Annotated in this window: 22 protein-coding genes; 9 read left to right on the plus strand and 13 right to left on the minus strand. The window is 60.6% G+C overall.

The annotated features are described in order from the left end of the window. Nucleotides 1-30: 30 nt before the first annotated feature. Nucleotides 31-1,188 carry an AAA family ATPase gene (locus Q7F16_RS20505; RefSeq protein WP_095974099.1) on the plus strand — a complete coding sequence of 386 codons (1,158 nt, stop codon included), beginning with the start codon at nt 31-33 and terminating at the stop codon, nt 1,186-1,188. Between the two features lie 114 nt (nt 1,189-1,302). Here the strand turns inward: Q7F16_RS20505 and Q7F16_RS20510 are convergent, their stop codons facing one another. The 4 genes from Q7F16_RS20510 to Q7F16_RS20525 all read right to left on the minus strand — a co-directional run bounded on the left by Q7F16_RS20510 (nt 1,303) and on the right by Q7F16_RS20525 (nt 3,057). Further along, the gene (locus tag Q7F16_RS20510; RefSeq protein ID WP_018606363.1) at nt 1,303-1,980 is read right to left on the minus strand and encodes an RES family NAD+ phosphorylase; all 678 of its coding nucleotides are present in this window, start codon (nt 1,978-1,980) and stop codon (nt 1,303-1,305) included. After that, nucleotides 1,980-2,390, minus strand: a complete 411-nt coding sequence (locus tag Q7F16_RS20515) for an MbcA/ParS/Xre antitoxin family protein (RefSeq protein WP_003196771.1) — start codon at nt 2,388-2,390, stop codon at nt 1,980-1,982. Before Q7F16_RS20515 ends, Q7F16_RS20510 begins: the two co-directional genes overlap by 1 nt. A gap of 96 nt (nt 2,391-2,486) precedes the next feature. Continuing rightward, nucleotides 2,487-2,801 (minus strand): type II toxin-antitoxin system YafQ family toxin, encoded by a 315-nt coding sequence (locus Q7F16_RS20520; protein WP_041475662.1) that lies wholly within the window; start codon nt 2,799-2,801, stop codon nt 2,487-2,489. Continuing rightward, entirely contained in the window at nt 2,767-3,057 is a 291-nt protein-coding gene (locus Q7F16_RS20525) for a type II toxin-antitoxin system RelB/DinJ family antitoxin (RefSeq protein ID WP_041475661.1), read from the minus strand. The genes Q7F16_RS20520 and Q7F16_RS20525 overlap by 35 nt, the downstream gene beginning before the upstream one ends. A gap of 451 nt (nt 3,058-3,508) precedes the next feature. Here Q7F16_RS20525 and Q7F16_RS20530 point away from each other — a divergent pair, with 451 nt between their 5' ends. Next, entirely contained in the window at nt 3,509-4,435 is a 927-nt protein-coding gene (locus Q7F16_RS20530) for a LysR family transcriptional regulator (RefSeq protein WP_046064064.1), read from the plus strand. Here Q7F16_RS20530 and Q7F16_RS20535 read toward each other — a convergent pair. The 9 genes from Q7F16_RS20535 to Q7F16_RS20575 all read right to left on the minus strand — a co-directional run bounded on the left by Q7F16_RS20535 (nt 4,352) and on the right by Q7F16_RS20575 (nt 14,079). Next, complete coding sequence (locus tag Q7F16_RS20535; RefSeq protein WP_018606370.1) at nt 4,352-4,669, minus strand: AzlD domain-containing protein; 318 nt, start codon at nt 4,667-4,669, stop codon at nt 4,352-4,354. The genes Q7F16_RS20530 and Q7F16_RS20535 overlap by 84 nt on opposite strands. Beyond that, entirely contained in the window at nt 4,648-5,361 is a 714-nt protein-coding gene (locus Q7F16_RS20540) for an AzlC family ABC transporter permease (RefSeq protein WP_003196767.1), read from the minus strand. The genes Q7F16_RS20535 and Q7F16_RS20540 overlap by 22 nt, the downstream gene beginning before the upstream one ends. Continuing rightward, nucleotides 5,358-5,795 carry a GNAT family N-acetyltransferase gene (locus Q7F16_RS20545; protein WP_200899358.1) on the minus strand — a complete coding sequence of 146 codons (438 nt, stop codon included), beginning with the start codon at nt 5,793-5,795 and terminating at the stop codon, nt 5,358-5,360. The genes Q7F16_RS20540 and Q7F16_RS20545 overlap by 4 nt, the downstream gene beginning before the upstream one ends. Before the next feature lie 13 nt (nt 5,796-5,808). After that, nucleotides 5,809-6,555: a 2OG-Fe dioxygenase family protein gene (locus Q7F16_RS20550; protein ID WP_014336066.1), complete on the minus strand. Its 747-nt coding sequence runs from the start codon at nt 6,553-6,555 to the stop codon at nt 5,809-5,811. Nucleotides 6,556-6,848: 293 nt separating this feature from the next. Further along, the gene (locus tag Q7F16_RS20555; protein WP_046064063.1) at nt 6,849-8,135 is read right to left on the minus strand and encodes an OprD family porin; all 1,287 of its coding nucleotides are present in this window, start codon (nt 8,133-8,135) and stop codon (nt 6,849-6,851) included. Between the two features lie 250 nt (nt 8,136-8,385). Further along, nucleotides 8,386-9,057, minus strand: coding sequence for a DsbA family protein (locus Q7F16_RS20560; protein ID WP_409556875.1), 672 nt, complete (start codon nt 9,055-9,057; stop codon nt 8,386-8,388). A gap of 303 nt (nt 9,058-9,360) precedes the next feature. After that, entirely contained in the window at nt 9,361-9,561 is a 201-nt protein-coding gene (locus tag Q7F16_RS20565) for a hypothetical protein (protein ID WP_041475659.1), read from the minus strand. Between the two features lie 242 nt (nt 9,562-9,803). Next, nucleotides 9,804-10,910 (minus strand): agmatine deiminase, encoded by a 1,107-nt coding sequence (gene aguA / locus Q7F16_RS20570; RefSeq protein WP_095962992.1) that lies wholly within the window; start codon nt 10,908-10,910, stop codon nt 9,804-9,806. Between the two features lie 256 nt (nt 10,911-11,166). Then, nucleotides 11,167-14,079 (minus strand): aminotransferase, encoded by a 2,913-nt coding sequence (locus Q7F16_RS20575; protein WP_409556874.1) that lies wholly within the window; start codon nt 14,077-14,079, stop codon nt 11,167-11,169. A gap of 210 nt (nt 14,080-14,289) precedes the next feature. Between Q7F16_RS20575 and rfbB the strand changes: the two genes are divergently transcribed. The 7 genes from rfbB (at nt 14,290) to Q7F16_RS20610 (ending at nt 21,425) form a co-directional block, all read left to right on the plus strand. After that, nucleotides 14,290-15,372, plus strand: a complete 1,083-nt coding sequence (rfbB, locus tag Q7F16_RS20580; protein ID WP_046064059.1) for a dTDP-glucose 4,6-dehydratase — start codon at nt 14,290-14,292, stop codon at nt 15,370-15,372. Then, the gene (rfbA, locus tag Q7F16_RS20585) at nt 15,369-16,244 is read left to right on the plus strand and encodes a glucose-1-phosphate thymidylyltransferase RfbA (RefSeq protein ID WP_046064058.1); all 876 of its coding nucleotides are present in this window, start codon (nt 15,369-15,371) and stop codon (nt 16,242-16,244) included. Before rfbB ends, rfbA begins: the two co-directional genes overlap by 4 nt. Beyond that, on the plus strand, nt 16,241-16,786 hold the full coding sequence (gene rfbC / locus Q7F16_RS20590) for a dTDP-4-dehydrorhamnose 3,5-epimerase (protein WP_014336058.1): 546 nt from the start codon (nt 16,241-16,243) through the stop codon (nt 16,784-16,786). The genes rfbA and rfbC overlap by 4 nt, the downstream gene beginning before the upstream one ends. Further along, entirely contained in the window at nt 16,783-17,667 is an 885-nt protein-coding gene (gene rfbD, locus Q7F16_RS20595; RefSeq protein WP_409556873.1) for a dTDP-4-dehydrorhamnose reductase, read from the plus strand. Before rfbC ends, rfbD begins: the two co-directional genes overlap by 4 nt. Before the next feature lie 68 nt (nt 17,668-17,735). After that, nucleotides 17,736-19,544 carry a sensor histidine kinase gene (locus Q7F16_RS20600; protein WP_014336056.1) on the plus strand — a complete coding sequence of 603 codons (1,809 nt, stop codon included), beginning with the start codon at nt 17,736-17,738 and terminating at the stop codon, nt 19,542-19,544. After that, nucleotides 19,541-20,932, plus strand: a complete 1,392-nt coding sequence (locus Q7F16_RS20605) for a sigma-54-dependent transcriptional regulator (RefSeq protein WP_014336055.1) — start codon at nt 19,541-19,543, stop codon at nt 20,930-20,932. Before Q7F16_RS20600 ends, Q7F16_RS20605 begins: the two co-directional genes overlap by 4 nt. A gap of 37 nt (nt 20,933-20,969) precedes the next feature. Beyond that, on the plus strand, nt 20,970-21,425 hold the full coding sequence (locus Q7F16_RS20610) for a YiiD C-terminal domain-containing protein (protein ID WP_046064056.1): 456 nt from the start codon (nt 20,970-20,972) through the stop codon (nt 21,423-21,425). The last annotated feature ends 83 nt before the right edge of the window (nt 21,426-21,508 follow it).

Here is a 21,508-nt window from a genome sequence, read left to right on the forward strand (position 1 = left end):
TATGGCTAATCCATAAAACAGGATAATTGCATGAGCAGCATTTTCCAGCGCCCTGAACTGGCTGAAAGCATGGCCAATCAGCTTCTCAATCCGGGGGTTCTTGACGAAGGCTTGCGCTCAGGTCTGTTTCTATCCGGGCTGCGCAGAACCGGCAAAACGACTTTTTTGCGGAGTGACCTGATCCCAGCCCTGGAAAAAGAGGGTGCGCTGGTCATTTACGTGGACCTCTGGAGCGATACCCTCGCCAACCCGGCCACCTTACTGCACGACGCCATTCGTAAAACGCTACAGGAGTTACAGACACCCACTTCTGGCCTGCTTGAAAAACTCAAGCGGGTCGGCGGCGTCGATGTCGGTGCGGCAGGATTCAAGTTCGGGTTCAAACTTGAAGGCGTCGGCGATGTTGGAGGCACGACGCTCGCGCAAGCGTTCACCGAAGTTGTCGATCAAGCCAAAACTGATTTAGTGCTTATCGTCGACGAGGTACAACACGCCATCGCCTCTGAAGACGGCAACCAGATGTTGCTCGCGTTGAAAGCCGCTCGTGACGCCATCAACCCTCGTCCCGATACCCCGGGCTACTTTCTGTTCATCGGCACCGGCTCTCAGCGCGCACAGATCAGCGAACTCACAGCAAAACGTAACCAGGCTTTTTCCGGCGCTACTTCCACGGCGTACCCCGTCTTGAAGGGCGATTATGTCGAGTACCTGCTGAACCGCCTGGCAATGACTGTCAGCCAGCACAAACTGCCGTCGCTTGAAGTCGCAACGGAAGCGTTCAATACACTTGGCAACCGCCCGGAAGAAATGCTTAAGGCCCTTAGGCAAGTCTTGCAACAAGAGGGTAATCCAGACCTGTTCTTGCCTGTCATCGCCAGTACGCTGCGCTCCGCCGCGGCCAACATAGAGCTCGAGAAGGTTGAGCAACTGGGCAGTCTGGCTCAAGCCATCTTCAATAAAATCGCCTCGACAGCAGGTGATGCTCGCGGCATTTTTTCCGTTGACGCGGCAGCAGAATACTCAAAAGCCGTGGGTCGCGATGTTCGTATAGAAGAAATTCAACCCGTGGTAATTGCCTTGGTGGCCGAAAATATCATCATGCGACGCGGACATGGGATCTACGCGATTACAGATCCGTTCGTTCAGGAAATATGGCTGGAAGAACAAGCGTTGATCGCGGCAAGTTGACTCACAAACGGGGGCTGCTGTGCAGCCCTGCGGGAGCAAGCACCCTCGCCACGAATTTATTTCACTCCCTGTAAGCAGTGTTGCTGATTCTGTCAGGTGCTTTTCTATTCCAACTCACACCTGAGTCACCTCGAACACAAACGAAATCTCCCGCTTCTGGGCACTCCAGACATACCGAATATGCTTGCCCTGCGTCGGTATCGAAACTGCCGGCGGGCGAAACGCGGCCACGCATTCGTGGCCGGGCAGGCGGACGCTGTTGTACAGCAGCCCCCACGACAAGGTTTCACGCAGTTGCCGGGCGAACACTTGGGATGGGCCGTAGGCGGTGGGGTCCGGGTTGTGGAGGTGGGGGTGGTCGTGGCGGATGTCGTGCAGGGGTTTGACGACCTTGTTGACGTAGGTGCGCATGGTCAACTCCAGGTCTGGCTCGTTGGTCGCGCCAAGGAATCGAGCCTGGTGGTAGCAGGTCTCGGCGATGGCGGCTTCCTGGCTGCTGGCCGCGTAGTAGACACCGAAGGTGCCGTCGCTGAAGCGGCTGCTTTTGCCGATGTGGGTAAACGCCGCCATCACCGGCGAGGAGCCGGGCCCGGAAATGCGGTCTTCGGGGCGTACCCGGGACAGCACGCCGGCTTGTTCCATCAGCCGATCGTTGGTCAGCGCTTCCAGGGCGTAGGCCGTGGGCAGGTCTTCCGGGTCGAGTACGTCTTCAAACAGCGAAATCGGCGGGAAGCTGCTGTTGACGATCCGATAGGCCCGTTTCCATTGCGGGTCCGCCAGTGGTGGCACCATCAACCGCGTACTCCGTCGAGGTATCGCCGCACATCGGCGATGTCCACCACCCGCCCCGTCAACATGTAGGACAGCGCCGACTGGCCGTTGAACGGTGCCGCGGTGTTCGGGCTGCTGACCCATTGATAAGCACGGTCCCGGCTGTTGCTGAAGATGATGCTCAGCGCCTTGTGGATACCCATGAGGTAGGAAATGCGCTCGAGCGTATCGCGAGGCAGCTTCACGTTTTCCGGCAACTGTTTGTATTTGTAGAAGGTCGTGTTCCCCACCTTGCCCAGCAATGTTCGCTGCTGCTCGACGCTGCAGCCCCAGAGCGCCATGAGGTTGAAGAAAAACTTCAACGCGACTCGACCCGCATCCGGGGAATCCAATTGTTGCTGTGCGTTGAGGGTAATGGAGGAAGTCGCCATGGGTTTGGGCTCCTTTGTCGCGGGGTGGTGCTTAGAGGATAGTACAGATATGGATTATTTTTAAGTTTTTATTCGTAAGTGGACTCAACAGATCCCCTATTTGAACAATTCGGCATGACTTCCCAAGTCAACAAACGTAACCAGGTCCGGGCGTGAATGCTCATAAATCAACAGAAAGTCACCGCCAATATGGCACTCTCGAAATCCAACCCAGTTACCAGTCAAGGCATGATCCATGTATTCGCTCGGTAGCTGCTCACCCAAAAAAAGCATGACCATCACATGACGCACTTCATTCATATCGCGCCGCCCTGCCCGTTTGTAACGCTCCCAGGACTTTTTGAATTCAGACGTATATGCACATTGCTTCGGCAATTCAGCGCGTTTTTGCTTTTCTCCCGGTTTCGCCATCAGCCTCTCTCAGCATGTCGTCTATCGAGTTGAATCGTTGACGGATATCCCGTGCCTCAATCATGGCCCGGGCGGTCTTGTCCGAAGGCACTCGTATCTCGAATGGAAGCCCCTGAGTCTCAACAACTTGGCGCAGGAAAAGACGCATCGCGTCGCTAACACTCAATCCGCAGGCGTTCAAAACCTCGGTGGCACGAGCCTTCAAGTCCTCATCAATGCGGCAACGCACGTCGGTGGTTTTTAATAATGCACCCATGAAATAAACCTCATCGCTAAATTTGTAGCTACATTGGCGCTACCTCAAAAACATTGTGGTGGGACTGCCGCCATGGGTCAACGTCAGGTGGATAAGCGGCCTTGCATGGATAACGGCAGGTTTGGCATCGCCTGTATTAAGGGGCGTATTTCAACCTGAGTTTCCAAGGACGGATATCAGAGCGATCAGCCATGATGTTGGGAGTGTTCCGAGACTCACGCAGGATTTTTCGCAAGACAGTCCACCTACGACCCTGCTAATTGATCCCGGCCAGCACCGACTGGGCAAAATCCCCAAATTCCGCATAAGCTCCAACCATCGCCTCCCAGCGTTTTTCGGCACAAAATCGCGACAATCGTGGCAAGGTGCATGATGATAGCCAGCATGCACTGCCTGGCCCGGACCAGGTGCACAACAATAGCGAGCCCACTTAAGCAGAGGGCATTACCTCATGGATAGCAGAACCCTACGCAACCTCATGCGTATCGTGCAGACCGGCTCGTTGTCGGCAGCGGCCGAGCACTCGTGCCTCACGGTGCAGGCGTTGGCGGCGCAGTTGAACAAGGTTGAGGAACAGTTCGGTTTCCGGTTGTTCCGGCGCTCGAACAAGGGCCTGACGTTGACGAGCCAAGGCTCGGAACTGACCCCTTTCATGGATCAGGTGTTGGTTGCCACCCGGCAGTTGGAGGAGAAAGTCGCGGCGCTCAAGACGCCGCGACAGCGCACCCTCAGAGTGGCACTCAATACCACCCTGCCGGCGGAATTCAACCGGCGGATGATCGACCGGTTGATCGCTGTGTTCCCCCAGTATCAGCTGGAATTCAGCTACGCCGAGTCGATGGAGAACCTGAGCAAGCTCAGGAACGAAGATTTCGACCTGGCGATCCTGATCGGGCAGCCGCAGGGCGGTTTTACCAGCATCACCATGCCGGATGTGCAGGTGCGGGTGGTCGGTGCCCATTGTGGCGACGCAGACGATTCCATTGGCATGCTCGGTGACAAGTTTCAGGTGCGTCCGGCAGAAGAATGTCCGTATTCCCACAGTTTCCTGCGCTTTCTCGATGCAGGCCTGGGCGAATATGGGTCGAGCCAGCGAATGGTGTATTCCTGCAGTGAAACGCTGACGTTGTCGTTGATCACGCAACTCGATGGCCTGGGGCTGGTATCCCGGGAAGCGGCGTTGCGCAACGGCCTGGCGATTTTCCCGGACTTCGAAGACTTCCTTGAGGTCCGCCTGGCGGTGAACAATTCGGAGCTGTCCGGCCAGGCGCTGCACGATGTGGTGGACCTGACGCTACAGGAACGAACCGAGCGCGATGTACGCCGCCGTGCCCACCGCCACACTGAGAAACAGGTTGCGGCTGAAATACGCACATAACAGCGTCGGTATCGCGGCATAGAATTCAGGGCGATCAAGTTGTATCTGCTGATCCTTGATCAGCAAGGGGGTCAGGCTGATGGCAGCGACGATCGCCACTGGCAGGTATTCCAAGGCACGGGCGACGAAGGGCGGCCAGTGTTCGGTATTGATCTGCAGCGGCAGGGCGCGCGGCAGGAAGGTCACGGCCATCATCAGGGCCACGACCAGGATCAGGAACGTTTGGTCAGGCATACGCCCACCCCGCAGCCAACGAACGTGGCAATGAACACATTGAATGGCGAGCTGCCCAGCAGGCTCAGCCCGCCCATGCAGACGACAGCCGCCAGGGCCGCGATCAGTTTGTTGCGGGTGTTGCACAACGAAACCAGCACATAGAGCATCATCGCGGTCAGGGCATAGTCGAGCTGGTATTTGATGAGGTGCGCCGCGTATTGCGCGCACACGGCGCCGAGCAAGCCACCGAGCACCCAGGATGTGTGGCAGAACAGGTTGAAGCCGACCAGGTAGCGCACGCTCACCGGCGCCCCGCTGCCGAGCTTGACGCTGTGGAACGCGAACGACTCGTCCGTCAGCCCCGCCGCGTAGCACCAGCGCTCGAAACGGCTGAGCCCCAGCGCACGCAGGGCCTTGGCCATGTAGACCGACATCAGCATGTGCCGGGCATTGATCAGGAACGTGGTGAGCACGATGGTGGTCAGCGACGCACCGCTGGAAATCAACGCCAGCGCGGCGAATTGCGAAGCGCCCGCGTAAACGAACAGGCACATCGCCACCGGCAACCACAGGGGCAGCCCGGCGTTGACCGCCATCAGACCGAACACAAACGAAACCGTGAAATAACCCGCTACCACCGGACTGGCTTCAGCAAAGGTACGCGAGGCTTGTGGTTCGACCGCCAGCGGCTGGCTGGAAGTCTTGTTCATAAATCCCTCTCGAAGGTGATTTCACCCCGGGGTTCACAGAACCCCTGGGCGGCCCAGAAACGCTTGCCGGCCAGATTAGCATCGTCGACGAAAAGGAACATGCGCAGCACGCCGACCCGTTTCATGTCAGCCGATGCGGCTTCGACCAGGCGCTGGCCCAGGCCTTTGGTGCGATGCTGCGGGCTGACCGCCAAGTGATTGATCGTGCCACGGGTACCGAGCATGCCACCCATCACCGCGCCCACCACTTCACCGCTCGCATCGATGGCCAGGTACGCGGTGGTGGTTTCCTGCAACAACACACCGCGCAAGAATCGGGCGTCCTGCCATTCGCAGAACGACACTTCGTCGAAACCGCGAAAGAACCGCTCCAGTCGCTCGGCGTCCCGGACCATGGTCCGGCGCAACAGGACCTGCTGCGTCGGGTCGTCCATGGGTTCGAGCCGTTCAGCGAACAATGTCGAAAGCGGTCCCGGGCCGCGAGAAGGAAATGGCCAGGATCTGCCGGTACGCCATGTCATGGCTATGGGTGTTGCGCGCCGGGGTCACGTAGTGGCGCATGTCGCGATCCAGGAAAAACGTCGTGTCGAGGATGTCCTCGTAGGTCGTCGCCGCCAGCTGTTCTTCCTGGGCGCTGTACAAGCGGCTTTCCGCACCTGCCACATTCTGACGGCCCCAGAAGTGCACGCCGCTGAACGGATAGCCGTCGCAGTGAATCCCTTCCGGAGTGATTTCCAGTTGTTTGCCCGGCTTGATCTCGATGCGGATCTGATGGATCTGGCACTGCCAGATTTCATCGTGCAATTCCTGCGGCAGGACGTTCTTGTAAACCTCGAAGTCCGTGTCGATCAGGCTGCGCATCACCGGCGAATTGATCACTTCGTTGGAAAAGTCCTCGAAGTGCCGCTCCAGTCCGCCAACATAGCTATTGTTGGCCTTGGACTGAACGTAGGCCCGGTGTTCGAGCTGCGTGAGCTCACGGGTCGTAGGGTTGTATTCGAAGTCGCTGTAGCGACGAAAACGCATGCCTGACTCGGCCTGGCCGTAGTAGCTGTCGGGCTCCATGTTTTCCCAGCTTTTGGTCAGCCGGACAAAATCGCCGAAATGACCGTAGAGGTTGAAGTCCCCACCGCGAACGTTGACGTATTTGTCACGTCTTAGCGCTTCGCCCACTTCCCTGTTCAGAACGATCATTTTTCATAGGTCTCCGCTGCGTTGAGCGGCCTAATCTAGTAGGTGCAGGATTTACGTCCATGAGAAAGTATTTGAGGCATTTCAAGCGGCGCTTGAAACGGTGGGTAAAGTTGCATTAGTACGACTTTTACTCGGGAATACAGGCGGTTACAGCGGTGTTTTTTTGCGCAGTAAGCCAAAAGGCCCCGAGTCTGGCGTCGCAACGCTATTCACTTCAGGCAGGCATGAATCAATCGTGGCGAGGGAGCAAGTTCCCTCGCCACGATTTTATAGACTTACAACCTGATCAGGCATCAGAAGACGTTGATCGGGTAATCCACGAACACCCGCAGCTCATTGCCGCTGACGTTGTACTCGCTGGACTTCTGCGACACCCGCAGTACGGAGCTGCGCAACCTTACGCTCAAGTCCTTGGCCGGGCCGCTCTGGACCACGTACTTGAACTGGTTGAAGATCTCGCGCTCGGTACCGCCTTCGCTGGTGGACGTGGTGATGTTATCGCCACGCACATAAGCGACGTTATAGGTCAGGCCCGGTACCCCGAAGGTGGTGAAGTCCAGGCCATAGCCCAACTGCCAGCTGCGTTCATCTTCAGCGTTGAAGTCGGACCAGTAGGAGTTGGCCAGGTAGATCGTGTTACCGCCATCACCCACCCGATTCTGCTCGCGCTGATAGCCGCCGTAGGCATAACCCAGGTTGCTGTCGCCGGTGCTGCGCTGGTGGGCGAGCGTGAAGCTGTGCGGCCCTGTGGCGAAGGTGGCAGCCAGGCTCCAGATCTTGTTGTCGTCGCCGGTGACGTTGTTTTCACGAACGTAGCTGTTGTCCAGCTTGGTGCGATAGCCGTTGAAGTCCAGGGTCAGGGACTGATCCTTGGCCAGCGGGAACACGTAGTTGGCGTTCACGTATTGCTTCTTCAATACGTCCTCGACATCCGAGGCGTAGAGCGAGGCCTTGAACTGCTCGGTGAACTGATAGCTGCCGCCCAAGACGTTGATCGACTTCAGGCCACCGCTGTCGCGGCCTTCGGCGCTCTTGCGCGATTCGGCGGTGAAACGGCCAGCATTGAGTTCCAGGCCCTTGATCTCCTTGGAGGTGATCAGCGTGCCGGTGTAGCTTTCCGGCAGCAGGCGCGAGTTGTCATAGCTGAGCACCGGCAGGGCCGGCATCTGGTCACCGTAGGCCAGCACGGTATTGGAGACGCGGAACTTGACCGCAGCACCGAACTTGGACAGGTCATCGGCGGCGTTGCCGCTGTCGCCCTGCTTGAAGAAGTCGATGCCGCCCGCCCCGCTGCGGCCTTTACCGCCGTCCAGGCGCAGCGCGTACAGACCGAACGCATCCACACCTACACCCACGGTGCCCTGGGTGAAACCGGACGAGAAGGTAGCGATGGCCGCCTGGCCCCACTCGGCCTTGTCTTCGTTGCCATCTTTGTAATCGCGGTTGATATAAGCGTTGCGCAACAGCACTTTCAAGCTGCTGTCTTCAACGAACCCTTTGGACTCAGCCTGGTCGTTGGCCATGGCGTGTGTCGTGCTCAAGATCCCCAGTGCGATCAAACTAATGCGCTTGTTCAACATGATTATTTTCCTTGTACGGGTTGATACGCACTGCGGCGGGCAACCGAAATGGCGCTTTTGCGCTCTTTTTCGGACTCTTGCTCCTGAAAATAATGAAAAGGCCCGCCCACGAGTGATCGTGTCGGGCCTTTTTATTATTTAAGAGTCATGGCTGTTAGCCACAGGCGTAGGACGAATCCTAGTCGCGCCCTCAACGGTGTGTCAATTTCGTGAATCGTCTGTAATTAGGCGAAAAACATCTAAGAATCGATCAAAACGAACAACCGTCCAGACCGCAGGCCACCGAGGGTGCAGAGGCCTGCTCCGGCAGGGCTTGGCTCAGCCATTGGGCGAATGCCTCGGGCTTGCCGAACCAGGGGCCGATGTCGATCAGCGTGAACTGGCCATCCTGCTCCAAGGCCAAGGTTGGGAAACCCTGGCCGCCGAGCTGGGCCAGCAAGGTGCGACTCGCCTTGATATGCCCTTGCACATCAACCGTGCTCAATGCCGCCAGGAACGCCTGGGCCGGCAGGCCGATGGTTTGGGCGAGCTCCAGCAGGACGGTTTCGTCAGCGATGCGCCGGCCTTCGACGTAGTGTGCGGTTTGCAGGCGCCCGAGCAACTCCAGGCCGTGGCCGCCGAGCTGTTCGGCAGCGAGGATGGCGGCGGTCGGCGGCGCAGAATCGAACACGGCGCTGTGGTCGCGCAGCAGACCTTCGAAATAGACCTCGCCAAATGGTTGCCCGCAATGCTCGGCAATGCGTCGGTCGTGGGGCATCACGTAATTGCGCAACTGCGGCGAGACCTGCTGGCGATTGGCACCGGTCATCATGCCGCCGCCATGGGCAATGACCGGTAAAACGGTCCGGGCGGCCTGCACCAACGGCTTGGCGCCGTAACACCAGCCGCACAGCGGATCGTAAATATAATGAAGAGTGGTCATGGGGACTCCGCTAGCCACGAGGATTCGATGGCGGCAGGGTAGTCTCTGGAGCGCTGCGGAAAAACGCTGGAATGGCTTTCAATCTGTTTCGCGGATCGGTCGAATGCCCACTGAATTTGAACGCCACCCCCTGTGGGAGCGAGCTTGCTCGCGATGGCAGTGTGTCAGTCAACAGCGGTGTTGTTGATCCACCGCTATCGCGAGCAAGCTCGCTCCCACAGGGATATGTGTGAATTCGAAAGCCAGCGGACACAAAAAAAGCGCTGCCATCCCGGCCAGCGCTTTTTATCAATCCGTCGAATTCTATCCTTGCATCACATCCCACAGCGCTTCCAGCTCCGCCTCGCTGAACAGGCCAGCGGGGTAACGCTCAACGATCATCCGGCGCGGATCAGGTTCTCTGATCTGACGCGTTCCGTTGGACTTCAACCACTGCGCCAAGGCTTGAAGCGACTCACCATTAACGGCCAAGGGATGGCATGTGCGCTCGCTTATCATATTCATTCCAGCGCCCTCTCCTGGTTGATGAGCGGCCAATTTATCCAAGGTTTATGACAAAACAACTCAGTTCTCTCCCCAGAACTGCCGCAGTACAGATACAAGAGCTATGCCAATGTATCCGTCACGCCAATAAACAGGCACAAAAAAACCCGCGCCCCCATCGGGCCGCGGGCTTGCCGGGATGGATCCAAAACCGCCGACCTAGAGCCGGCGCGGTCGATATCACCCAGCTGTTACATCGCCACTCATTTTGCCCGCGGCGCAGGTTGCTGTTGTGTAAGGCAATGGATATTCCCACCCCCCAGTAACAGTTCGCGCCCCGGTACCATGACCACTTCGTGCTGCGGGAACAGGTTCTGCAGGATGTCCCTGGCCGGCGTGTCCAGCGGATCGTCAAAGCTTGGCGCAATGATGCCGCCGTTGACGATCAGGAAATTCACGTAGGAACCGGCCAGCCGTACCGACGGGTTACGCTCCTGGGAACCCTCCACCGCATCCACGCCGGCACACTCTTGCTCGGTGGCATACAACGGCCCCGGAATCGGCATTTTATGCACTGTGAACGGGCGTCCCTTGGCGTCAGTGCTGTTTTGCAGCACGTTCATCGCTGCGTGGCAGCGGGTGTAGTTCGGGTCTTGCGGGTCGTCGGTCCAGGCAAGCAGGACTTCACCCGGCCGCACGTAGCAGCAAAAGTTATCCACATGGCCGTCGGTCTCGTCATTGAACAGACCATCAGGCAGCCAGATGATCTTGTCCACCGCCAACTGCGCGCTGAGCACCGCCTCGATCTCTTCACGGCTCAAGTGCGGGTTGCGATTGCGGTTGAGCAGGCACTCTTCGGTGGTGATCAGGGTGCCTTCGCCGTCCACGTGGATCGAGCCGCCCTCGAGCACAAAACCTTCGGTGCGATAACGCGGGCTGCGCTCGATCTCGAGGATCTTGCCGGCCACTTGCGCATCACGGCTCCACGGCGCATACAGGCCACCGTCAAAACCGCCCCAGGCGTTGAAATCCCAATCGACACCGCGCACTTCACCGTTGTCATTGATGACAAACGTCGGCCCTGTGTCGCGGACCCAGGCGTCGTCACTGGACATTTCCACCAGGCGGATATTCGGCACGTCGAGACGCGCCCGGGCATTTTCGTATTGGGCCGCAGACACCGCCACAGTCACCGGTTCAAAACGGGCGATGGCCTTGGCGACCGCTACGTGGGCGGCCTGCGCGGGCTTGCCACCCAAGCGCCAATTGTCCGGACGCTCGGGCCAGATCATCCAGACCTGGGTCTGGGTCGCCCACTCGGCAGGCATGTGGAAACCATCCGCGCGGGGAGTGCTGTGCAACGTTGTCATGGGGTCATCTCCTGGGCGATGGGCTGTGGAAACTTTATAAACGATAAATATCGACTAATAAAGTCAGAAAAACTAACACCCATCAAAAAATAGCGCCAAACACCGACAAAAATCGATTTTATGCAATTTGTGCCAAACCCTGTGGGAGCGGGCCTGCTCGCGATAGCGGTGAGTCAGCCAAATCAATATTGGCTTGGACACCGTCATCGCGAGCAAGCTCGCTCTCATAGGGGAACAGCTTGGCGTTCCAGATTAGTTACAGCCCCTCGTCCAAGACCTTCACCAGCATATCGACGAAGAAATCCACGCTCTGGCGCGTGGTGACCATCGGCGGTTTGATCTTGAGGATGTTCAGGTAATCGCCGGTCGGTTGCATGAAGATCCCCAACGCTCGCAGGCGGTTGCACAACGCAGTGGTTTCTTCAGTGGCCGGCTCCAGGGTGTCGCGGTCGCGGATCAGTTCCACGCCCAGGTAGAACCCGGAGCCATGTACCGCGCCGACCAATGGATAGCGGTCGATCAAGGCCTCCAGCCGAGCCTTGAAATGCCCGCCCACTACCCGGGCGTTTTCCCAGAGATTGTCTTCTTCCATGACATCCAGCACCGCCATGCCGATCTGGCAGCTGACCGGGCTGCCACCGGCCGATGAGAAGAAATACCCCTCGGCTTCCAGCGCCTCGGCGATTTCCCGGCGGGTGATGACCGCGCCCAGCGGCTGGCCGTTGCCCATGCCCTTGGCCATGGTGATGATGTCCGGCACTACGCCTTGCTCTTCGAAACCCCAGAAAAACTCGCCCATGCGCCCGTAACCGACCTGTACTTCGTCGGCGATGCAGACCCCACCGCGCTCGCGCACCATCGCGTAGACCTGTTTGAGGTAACCGGGCGGCAGCGCGATCCCACCGGCGTTGCCGTACACCGGTTCGCAGATGAAACCGGCGAGCTGGCGTTTGCTCGCGGCGATTTTCGCCAGGTTGTGTTCGACGCTGCGCACGTAGTCCGGCGCAGTGTCGGGGCCACGGAATTCGCCGCGATAGGTGTTCGGCGCGGTCACCGGGTGCACCCAGTCCGGGCGGCTGCTCAGGGCCTGGGGATTGTCAGCGATGGAGGTCGAGACCGCATCGGCCGCCACCGACCAGCCGTGGTAGGCCTCCAATACGCTGAGCATGTCCCGTCCGCCGCTGTAGGCCCAGGCCAGGCGGATCGCCAGGTCGTTGGCCTCGGTGCCGCTATTGACCAGGAACACCCGATCCATGTTGGAGGGCGACAGCGCCAGCAGGCGCTCGGAAAATTCGGCAATCGCCGCATAGTGAAAACGCGAGTTGGTATTGAGCAGCGACCATTGCCGGGCAGCCACTGCCGCCATGCGTGGATGGCCGTGGCCCAGCACCGCGACATTGTTGAGCATGTCCAAGTAGGAGCGGCCCTGCATGTCGATAAGGTGATTGCGCCAGCCGCGCTCGATACGCGGCGGATCGACGTAATAGTGCTTCTGCGAACGGGCAAAGCTCGCATCGCGCCGGGCCAGCAGCGCCTCGGGATCGATCTCCGGCTCGGCATCACAAGCCAGCCCCAGCAGCACCGCCGGCGAAGGGCAAAGCGCCTGCCAGGCCAATGCCCTGGAAGGTGTGCAGAACAGCGGTGGATCCACCTGGGCGCCCCGGCACAACTGGACCCGCAACGGTCCCGTCACTTCGCCCAGCACCTGCCCCTTGACCAGTGCCGCGCCGGAATGCAGCGGCGACGTCACGCCCCACAGCCGCACGCTCAACTGCGCGCTGTCCAGCTGCAACAGGCCGTCGGCCGTCTTGTGCACGACCCCAGCGAACGGGGATTCGAGCGGCGTCCCCCGAGGAACGCTCAACTCCACGTGCACTGGATAAGTATCGGGCTCGACGGCGCTGTCCGGCCGGGTGCGGGATAACCGGTACTGCCCGTAGCGGCTGGCGGCCAGGCCGTGAACGCCAGCGGCTTCACTCAGCAGGCGCTGGTCGATCCCCGGTTGCTCCCAATTGCCGGCCTCGAAATGCGGGCTCAGTACACCCAGGTCAATCAGCGCGAACTCACGCCCCACCAGGGTCGGCAACAGCGGCGCAAAGCCTTCGCTGGCAATGGCCGGCAGGCTGTGGCCGACGGCGGTGAGAATCGCCGCTTCCATCAGTTCGAGGGGCACCGAATGGGCGACCCGGAAAATCTCCCACTCATGGGCCAGGTTGTCGCGGCTGTATTGGTTGTCCGGGTCGATGGAAACCTGCTGCTCACCGCTGAGCACCAGTACCGCGGCGCGTGCCACGACCAGTGGCCATAGCGCCAGCAGCTCTTCACGTTGCAAGGGATTGACCGCGTGGTAGGCCTTGATCGCCGGCAAGATAAAGAACGGATCGCCGTCGGCGTGGTGCAGCAGGGCGGCGCAGGTCACCGACAAGTCGGTGATGCGCCAAGTGCGGATCAGGTCGCCGAAATCGATGACGCCCTGCAATTGCCACTGGCGGTGGGCATCGCGCTGCCAGACCACATTGTCATCGGTGATGTCCATGTGGATCGCCTGCACCGGCAGGCTGGCCTTGAGCGGCTGCAAGCGCCGCTCGGCCTGTTGCGCGACCTCGGCGATCAGTTGGCGCCGCTGATCGTCGTCGATGACAGGCAACAGGTGATCGATCAGGGCGGGGGCGTGGCGCGCGTCCCATTGCAGGGTGCGCTCCAGGCCTGGGTGGTCGAATGTCGCCAGGGCCAGGTCCATTTCCGCGCACAGGCGGCCCAGGCCGGTCACCAGCTCGGGCGTCAGGTGTTTGAGCTGCGTGAGGGACTGCCCGTCAATGTACTCCAGCAGTCGCATATGAACCGCTTGCCCGTCGACATCCAATGTCAGCAGGTCCTGGCCGTTGCTGGCGGTAATCACCCGCGGCACCTTCACCGCGCCGTGCCCGGCCAACTGCTTGAGGGCAGCGTGTTGGGCCTGGAATTCCTGGACAGCGTAGTCGCCGTGGCAAATTTTCAACACAAAACGCCCGAGCTCGCTGTCGACTCGGTAATTGAGGTCCTGGTTGCTGCCAAGGGGTCGCAGGTCGCCGCTGAGTCCGTAATTCAAGCGCAACAGCACCAGCGCTTGCTCGGCGCTGATCTGTGGGCTTGGCAAACTGGCACGGTGAACCAACGTAGCGAGTGGCATACAACGACCCCTGAGGTGGTTTTGTTCGGATGCCTATCACGCCACTGAGTCGAGGGATAAGCAACCCCTCCTGTTCAAAAATATGCACAGCTCTCCTGAACGGCTATATGGGGAGGACGTGTCCATGGGATATTCGCTTGCACCGCCCCCGCCATGCCGACAAGCTATGCTCCCAAAGCTCTGTCGTCTTACGAAAAAAGGCTTACCCGGATGCGCATTCTCATCACTGGCGGTGCCGGCTTCATCGGCTCGGCGCTCATACGGCACTTGATTCTTGATACCGGACACCAGGTCCTGAACCTCGATAAGCTGACGTACGCCGGCAATCTTGAATCGCTGAGTAGCATCGATCACGACAGCCGGTACGAATTCGTCCAGGCCGACATCATCGATCAACCGACCGTCAGTGCGGTGCTGGCGCGATTCAAGCCTGACGCCATCATGCATCTGGCGGCCGAGTCCCACGTAGATCGTTCCATTGATGGCCCGGCGGACTTCATCCAGACCAATATCGTGGGCACCTACAGCCTGCTGGAAGCCACTCGAGCTTATTGGCAGACCCTGCCCGAGCCGCAGAAGCGCTCATTTCGCTTCCATCATATTTCCACTGACGAAGTGTATGGCGACTTGCACGGTGTGGATGACCTGTTCACCGAGACCACCGCCTATGCCCCAAGCTCACCGTATTCGGCGAGCAAGGCGGCGTCCGACCACTTGGTCCGTGCCTGGCAACGCACCTATGGCTTGCCCGTGCTGTTGACCAACTGCTCGAACAACTACGGGCCGTTTCACTTCCCCGAGAAGCTGATTCCACTGGTGATTCTCAATGCGCTGGCCGGCAAGCCATTACCGGTCTACGGCAACGGCCAGCAAGTGCGCGACTGGCTGTTCGTCGAAGACCATGCCCGTGCGCTGCTCAAGGTCGTCACAGAAGGCGCGGTCGGCGAGACTTACAACATTGGTGGCCACAACGAGCAGAAAAACATCGACGTGGTGCGCAGCATCTGCGCGTTGCTCGAAGAACTGGCGCCACGCAAACCCGAAGGGGTCGAGCACTATGCCGACCTGATCAGCTTCGTCCAGGATCGCCCCGGCCACGATCTGCGCTACGCCATCGATGCCGGCAAGATCGAGCGGGAACTGGGCTGGACACCCCGGGAAACCTTCGAGACCGGGCTGCGCAAGACCGTGCAGTGGTACCTCGAAAACCTGCTGTGGTGCCAACGCGTCCAGGACGGCAGCTACCAGGGCGAGCGCCTGGGCTCGCTCGACAACAAGGATGCAATTGCATGATGAAGGGCATTGTTCTGGCCGGCGGCTCCGGCACCCGCCTGCACCCGATTACCCTCGGGGTTTCCAAACAGTTATTACCCATCTATGACAAACCGATGATTTATTACCCGATCTCGGTGCTGATGCTCGCCGGCATCAAAGACATCCTGGTGATTTCCACCCCCCAGGATCTGCCGCAATACCGCAACCTGTTGGGCGACGGCCAGCAGTTTGGCGTGCAGTTCAGCTACGCCGAGCAGCCGACGCCCGATGGCCTGGCCCAGGCGTTCCTGATCGGCGAGCAGTTCATTGGCAGCGACTCGGTTTGCCTGATCCTGGGCGACAACATTTTCCACGGCCAGCATTTCGGCGAACAATTGCAGACCGCCGTCAACCGGCAGAGTGGCGCGACAGTGTTCGGCTACTGGGTCAAGGACCCTGAACGTTTTGGCGTGATCGATTTCGATGCAGAAGGACGGGCGATGTCCATCGAAGAAAAGCCCACCGCGCCCAAATCCAGCTACGCGGTGACCGGCCTGTATTTCTACGATAACGACGTGATCGAGATCGCCAAGGCCATCAAACCGTCCAAGCGCGGCGAACTGGAAATCACCGACGTCAACAATGCTTACCTGCAACGCGGCGACCTGCACGTCGAGCGCTTCGGCCGTGGTTTCGCCTGGCTGGACACCGGCACCCACGATAGCCTGCTGGAAGCCTCGCAATACGTGCAGACAATCGAACATCGCCAGGGCCTGAAAGTCGCGTGTCTGGAAGAAATTGCCTACCAGCAAGGCTGGGTCAGCCGCGAGCACGTCCTTGAACGCGCCCAGTATTTTGGCAAGACCGGCTACGGCCAGTACCTGTTCAAGATCGCCGGAGAGACACGTTGAACGTCATCGCCACCCGCTTGCCGGACGTCCTGGTCATCGAACCGAAAGTCTTCGGCGACGACCGGGGTTTTTTCTACGAAAGCTTCAATGCCCGGGCGTTTGCCGAAGCAACCGGCAGCCCCCTGCAGTTCGTCCAGGACAATCATTCACGCTCCACCAGGGGCGTGTTGCGGGGCCTGCACTATCAGATCGAACAGGCCCAGGGAAAACTCGTGCGCGTCACGGCGGGGGAAGTGCTGGATGTCGCGGTGGACATTCGTCGCAGCTCGCCGACCTTCGGCCAGTGGGCCAGCGTACGCCTGTCGGCGCAGAACCATCGGCAACTGTGGGTGCCGCCAGGGTTTGCCCACGGCTTCGTCGTACTGAGCGAATCAGCAGACTTCCTCTACAAGACCACCGACTACTACGCGCCATCGGCCGAACGCTGCATTCGCTGGGACGACCCGCAGCTGGCCATCGATTGGGAGCTCGACGGCACGCCGATCCTTTCGGCCAAGGACCAGAACGGCAAGGCCCTGCACGAGGCCGACCTGTTCCCATGAGTGCCCCCTTGCGTATCCTGATCATCGGCCGGAATGGCCAGGTTTCCCGGGCGCTCCAATCGCGCCTGAGCGGCCTGGGCGAGTTGATCGTGCGCGGCAGCGACCAGCTCGATCTGGCGCAACCGGACGCCCTGCGCGCGCCCATCGAGGCGCTGAGGCCTGGCCTGATCATCAACGCTGCCGCCCACACGGCCGTCGACCAGGCCGAAAGTGAACCGGAGCAGGCGTTCGCCATCAATGCCACGGCACCTGGCATCCTGGCCCAGGCAGCGGTTGCACTGGGCGTCCCGCTGATTCACTACTCCACCGACTACGTCTTCGATGGCCTCAAGCCCGTTCCCTACATCGAGGAGGACACGCCCAACCCGCTGAGCGTCTACGGACGCAGCAAACTGGCCGGCGAGAATGCCATCCGCCAGGCTGGTGTTCAGCACCTGATCCTGCGCACCAGTTGGGTGTACTCCACCGAGGGCCGCAACTTCCTGTTGACCATGCAGCGCCTGTTGCAGGAAAAACCGCAGCTGCGGGTGGTGGCCGATCAGATCGGTGCACCGACCTGGGCCGGTACCATTGCCGACAGTACGGCGCAACTGATCGAACGCTGGCAGGCCGGCCACCCCGGCGCCTGGGGTACCTATCACCTGACGGCCCAAGGTGAGACGTCCTGGTTCGGTTTCGCCCAGGCCATCGGCGAAAACCTGCTCGAGCGACACAAACCGTGTGCGCAGCTGGAGCCCATTGCGTCTAGCGCTTACCCGACGCTGGCCCCTCGGCCGCTGAACTCGCGCCTGGATTGCACCCGCCTGCGCAAGGAATGGAGGGTGAGCCAACCGGACTGGAGAAGCGCACTGCAGCAGTGCCTTGCCGGACAAGCCTGGTAAGGCCTTACAAATAGTATTTGCGAGGCAACTAGGCATAATACGCCTGTCACCACAGGCGCCCGAGGCTCATGAATTCCACCCTTCCCCGCAGACCCCGTTGGCGCAGCCTGGCCTTGCTCGCGCTGTGCCTGGCGCCGTTACTGTGGCCATTGGAGCACCTGGCAGAACGTTATTACCGCAGCGAACTGGCCGGGCAGAACCGCCAGACCCTGGACCTCTACGTCGCCAACCTGTTGGGCACGCTGCATCGCTATGAGGTGCTGCCACAGATTCTCGGCGAGCTACCGGCCTTGCGCGCCGCCTTGTCGGCCCCGGACGATGGCGTGACCCAAGGCAACGCCAACCGGCTGCTGAAAAACATCAGCGCCCAGACCGGCGCCGAAGTCATGTACCTGATGGACCCTTCCGGCAAGACCCTGGCCGCTTCGAACTGGGACAAACACGACAGTTTCGTCGGACGCAATTTCGCCTTCCGACCGTACTTCATCGAAGCCATGGCCGGACGCCTGGGCCGCTTCTTCGGCTTGGGTACGACGTCGGCCAAGCGCGGTTACTTCTTTGCCGCCGCCGTGCACGACCGCGAAAAAGTCATCGGCGTGCTGGTGGTCAAGGTCGACCTCGACCACACCGAAAGCCTGTGGGGCAAGACCCCCGAACAATTGCTGGTGACCGACCACAACGGCGTGGTCATCCTTACGTCGCGACAGGAATGGCGATTTCGCGCGACACGGCCCTTGAATGACGATGAGCGCAAGGCCATCAGCGCGGTACAACCGTATCCGACCCGTGATCCCAAGCCGCTGAACCTGGACGCCAACGCCTGGCTGACCCAGACCCAGTCCATCGAGGAAACTGGCTGGAGCGTGAGCATTCTCGCCCCGCGCACGCTGATTGATCGTCCGGTGCGCACCGTCGTCGCCATCGGTGGCGCGGCGTTGCTGGTCTTGATGCTGTTGCTCGGGTTGATGATGCAACGCAGGCGCCATTACCTGGATCGGATCGCCTTCGAAGCCAAGGCCCGCCAAGAGCTGGAGGGCCGGGTGGCCGAGCGTACCAGTGACCTGGAAGGGCTGAACCGACGGTTGAAGCAGGAAGTGCTGGAGCGCGAACAGGCCCAGCAGGAGTTGGTCCGCGCCCAGGATGACCTGGTGCAGGCCGGCAAGCTGTCGGCCCTGGGCACCATGTCGGCGAGCATCAGCCACGAACTCAACCAGCCGCTGGCCGCGATTCGCAGCTACGCGGAAAACGCCGAGATTTTGCTCGATCACCAACGCACCGACGACGCCCGGGGCAACCTCAAGCTGATCAGCGAACTGACCGGGCGCATGGCGTCGATCATCGCCCACCTGCGCGCCTTCGCCCGCCGCGACCGCCATGCCCCGGAAAGCGTCGCCCTGCAGCCGGCACTGGACGATGCCTTGGCCCTGCTCGCCAAACGCCGACGCAGCATGGAAGTGGAACTGATTCGCGACTTGCCGGCCGCCACGCTGTGGGTCGAGGCCGGCGAAACCCGCTTGCGCCAGGTGCTCGGCAACCTGCTGGCCAACGCCCTCGATGCCCTCACCGAGAAAGGCCCGCCGCGCAAACTCTGGCTCAGTGCCCAGGCCACCGAAACCGGCGTCAACCTGTACATCCGCGATAACGGCCCGGGGTTTTGCATGGAAGCCCTGGGCCGCGCCGGCGAACCCTTCTACACCACCAAGACGCGCACCCAGGGCCTTGGCCTGGGGCTGGCGATCTGCGACACCCTGATGCGCGCCTTTGGCGGCGAACTGTCGTTCGCCAACCACAAGGAAGGCGGCGCCCTGATTACCCTGAAACTGCGCGCTGGCGCCCCCGGGGTGAGCCTGCAACCGTCCGAGGACCGAAGTGTATGACCATCGACAACCGGATTGAGGTGGTGTTGATCGACGACGATCCCCATTTGCGTCAGGCCTTGAGCCAGACCCTCGACCTGGCCGGCCTGAAAATCCTGCCCCTGGCCGAAGCCAAGGGCGTGGCCGCGCAACTGCCCCGTGACTGGCCGGGAGTGGTGGTCAGTGATATTCGCATGCCGGGCATGGACGGCCTCGAATTGCTGAGCGAACTCCACGCCCAGGACTCAGAGCTGCCGGTGCTGCTGATCACCGGCCACGGCGACGTGCCGCTGGCGGTGCAGGCGATGCGCGCCGGGGCCTATGACTTTTTGGAAAAGCCTTTCGCCAGTGATCACCTGCTCGACAGCGTACGCCGGGCCCTGGCCTTGCGCCGATTGGTGCTGGACAACCGCAGCCTGCGCCTGGCCCTGAGCGATCGCCATGAACTCAGCGCCCGCCTGGTCGGCCAGTCGACACCGATGTTGCGCCTGCGCGAGCAGATCGGTGCATTGGCCGCCACCCGCGCCGACGTGTTGATCCTCGGTGAAACCGGCGCCGGCAAGGAAGTGGTCGCCCGTGCATTGCATGACCTTTCGGGCCGACGCAACGGCCCCTTCGTGGCGATCAACGCCGGGGCCCTGGCCGAGTCGGTGGTGGAAAGCGAGCTGTTCGGCCACGAACCCGGCGCGTTTACCGGCGCGCAGAAACGCCGCATCGGCAAGTTCGAGTTCGCCAATGGCGGCACACTGTTTCTGGATGAAATCGAAAGCATGAGCCTGGATGTCCAGGTCAAGCTGCTGCGTCTGCTGCAAGAGCGCATGGTGGAGCGGCTGGGGGGCAATCAACAGATCCCGCTGGATATCCGCGTGATCGCCGCGACCAAGGAAGACCTGCGCCAGGCCGCCGACCAGGGGCGTTTTCGCGCCGACCTGTATTACCGCCTGAACGTCGCCCCGCTACGCATACCGCCATTGCGCGAACGGGGAGAGGATGCGCTGATGCTGTTCCAGCACTTCGCCGACGAAGCCAGCGCTCGCCACGGCCTGCCGCCCCATCAATTGCAACCGGCGCAACGGGCGTTGCTGCTGCGCCACAGTTGGCCGGGCAATGTGCGAGAGTTGCAGAACGCCGCCGAACGTTTTGCCCTGGGCCTGGAACTGGCCCTGGACAACGCCGCGCCAGACGGCAGCCCCGGCGCACCGGTGGAAGTGGTCAGTGGCGGCTTGAGCGAGCAGGTGGAAAACTTCGAGAAAACCCTGATCGCTGCCGAACTGGCCCGCCCCCACAGCTCGGTGCGCAGCCTGGCCGAAGCCTTGGGCATTCCACGCAAGACCTTGCACGACAAATTACGCAAACATGGGCTGAACTTCGGCGACAGCAGCCACGGTTCGGCCGATGAGTCCGATTGAGTTATCGTCATTTCCCGTTCAAGCAAAGGGCCCCGCAATGAACCGCGACAGTCGTTACCTGGAATCGATCCTGCACCACGACATCCCCTTGACCCGGGACATGGGCCTCAAGGTGCTCGATTGGCAGGCCCGGAAACTGCGCCTGTCTTTGCCCCTTGCGGCCAACGTCAATCACAAGAGCACCATGTTCGGTGGCAGCCTGTATTGCGGCGCGGTGCTCGGTGGCTGGGGCTGGTTGCACCTGGCCCTGCGCGAGGAAGGCATCGAAGACGGGCATATCGTGATTCAGGAAGGACAGATCAGCTATCCACTGCCGGTGACCCGCGATGCGACGGTCGTGTGCGAAGCGCCCGAGGAAAAGATCTGGAAGCGCTTCCTGGCCACCTACCGGCGTTACGGACGGGCCCGGCTGGCGTTGCAGACGCGGGTGATGAATACCGGCAGCGAGGACGTGGCGGTGCAGTTTGAGGGGCAGTACGTGTTGCACCGTTGAAACAGCGCATGACCCACTGGGACCCTTGTGGCGAGGGAGCTTGCTCCCGCTGGGCTGCGCAGCAGCCCCTGCCTTTGGCGGTT

Source organism: Pseudomonas sp. Lb2C2 (assembly GCF_052112205.1).
Taxonomy (GTDB): Bacteria; Pseudomonadota; Gammaproteobacteria; order Pseudomonadales; family Pseudomonadaceae; genus Aquipseudomonas; species Aquipseudomonas kilonensis.

What these genes read in the sequence shown, in the direction of transcription:
- Q7F16_RS20535 (WP_018606370.1), bottom strand. Translation starts at nt 4,669, where the DNA reads ATGCCTGACCAAACGTTCCTGATCCTGGTCGTGGCCCTGATGATGGCC.
- Q7F16_RS20505 (WP_095974099.1), top strand. Translation starts at nt 31, where the DNA reads ATGAGCAGCATTTTCCAGCGCCCTGAACTGGCTGAAAGCATGGCCAAT.
- Q7F16_RS20545 (WP_200899358.1), bottom strand. Translation starts at nt 5,795, where the DNA reads ATGGACGACCCGACGCAGCAGGTCCTGTTGCGCCGGACCATGGTCCGG.
- Q7F16_RS20540 (WP_003196767.1), bottom strand. Translation starts at nt 5,361, where the DNA reads ATGAACAAGACTTCCAGCCAGCCGCTGGCGGTCGAACCACAAGCCTCG.
- Q7F16_RS20530 (WP_046064064.1), top strand. Translation starts at nt 3,509, where the DNA reads ATGGATAGCAGAACCCTACGCAACCTCATGCGTATCGTGCAGACCGGC.
- rfbA (WP_046064058.1), top strand. Translation starts at nt 15,369, where the DNA reads ATGATGAAGGGCATTGTTCTGGCCGGCGGCTCCGGCACCCGCCTGCAC.
- Q7F16_RS20605 (WP_014336055.1), top strand. Translation starts at nt 19,541, where the DNA reads ATGACCATCGACAACCGGATTGAGGTGGTGTTGATCGACGACGATCCC.
- Q7F16_RS20520 (WP_041475662.1), bottom strand. Translation starts at nt 2,801, where the DNA reads ATGGCGAAACCGGGAGAAAAGCAAAAACGCGCTGAATTGCCGAAGCAA.
- Q7F16_RS20550 (WP_014336066.1), bottom strand. Translation starts at nt 6,555, where the DNA reads ATGATCGTTCTGAACAGGGAAGTGGGCGAAGCGCTAAGACGTGACAAA.
- aguA (WP_095962992.1), bottom strand. Translation starts at nt 10,910, where the DNA reads ATGACAACGTTGCACAGCACTCCCCGCGCGGATGGTTTCCACATGCCT.
- Q7F16_RS20555 (WP_046064063.1), bottom strand. Translation starts at nt 8,135, where the DNA reads ATGTTGAACAAGCGCATTAGTTTGATCGCACTGGGGATCTTGAGCACG.
- Q7F16_RS20610 (WP_046064056.1), top strand. Translation starts at nt 20,970, where the DNA reads ATGAACCGCGACAGTCGTTACCTGGAATCGATCCTGCACCACGACATC.
- rfbB (WP_046064059.1), top strand. Translation starts at nt 14,290, where the DNA reads ATGCGCATTCTCATCACTGGCGGTGCCGGCTTCATCGGCTCGGCGCTC.
- Q7F16_RS20575 (WP_409556874.1), bottom strand. Translation starts at nt 14,079, where the DNA reads ATGCCACTCGCTACGTTGGTTCACCGTGCCAGTTTGCCAAGCCCACAG.
- Q7F16_RS20560 (WP_409556875.1), bottom strand. Translation starts at nt 9,057, where the DNA reads ATGACCACTCTTCATTATATTTACGATCCGCTGTGCGGCTGGTGTTAC.
- rfbD (WP_409556873.1), top strand. Translation starts at nt 16,783, where the DNA reads ATGAGTGCCCCCTTGCGTATCCTGATCATCGGCCGGAATGGCCAGGTT.
- Q7F16_RS20510 (WP_018606363.1), bottom strand. Translation starts at nt 1,980, where the DNA reads ATGGTGCCACCACTGGCGGACCCGCAATGGAAACGGGCCTATCGGATC.
- Q7F16_RS20525 (WP_041475661.1), bottom strand. Translation starts at nt 3,057, where the DNA reads ATGGGTGCATTATTAAAAACCACCGACGTGCGTTGCCGCATTGATGAG.
- Q7F16_RS20600 (WP_014336056.1), top strand. Translation starts at nt 17,736, where the DNA reads ATGAATTCCACCCTTCCCCGCAGACCCCGTTGGCGCAGCCTGGCCTTG.
- Q7F16_RS20515 (WP_003196771.1), bottom strand. Translation starts at nt 2,390, where the DNA reads ATGGCGACTTCCTCCATTACCCTCAACGCACAGCAACAATTGGATTCC.
- Q7F16_RS20565 (WP_041475659.1), bottom strand. Translation starts at nt 9,561, where the DNA reads ATGAATATGATAAGCGAGCGCACATGCCATCCCTTGGCCGTTAATGGT.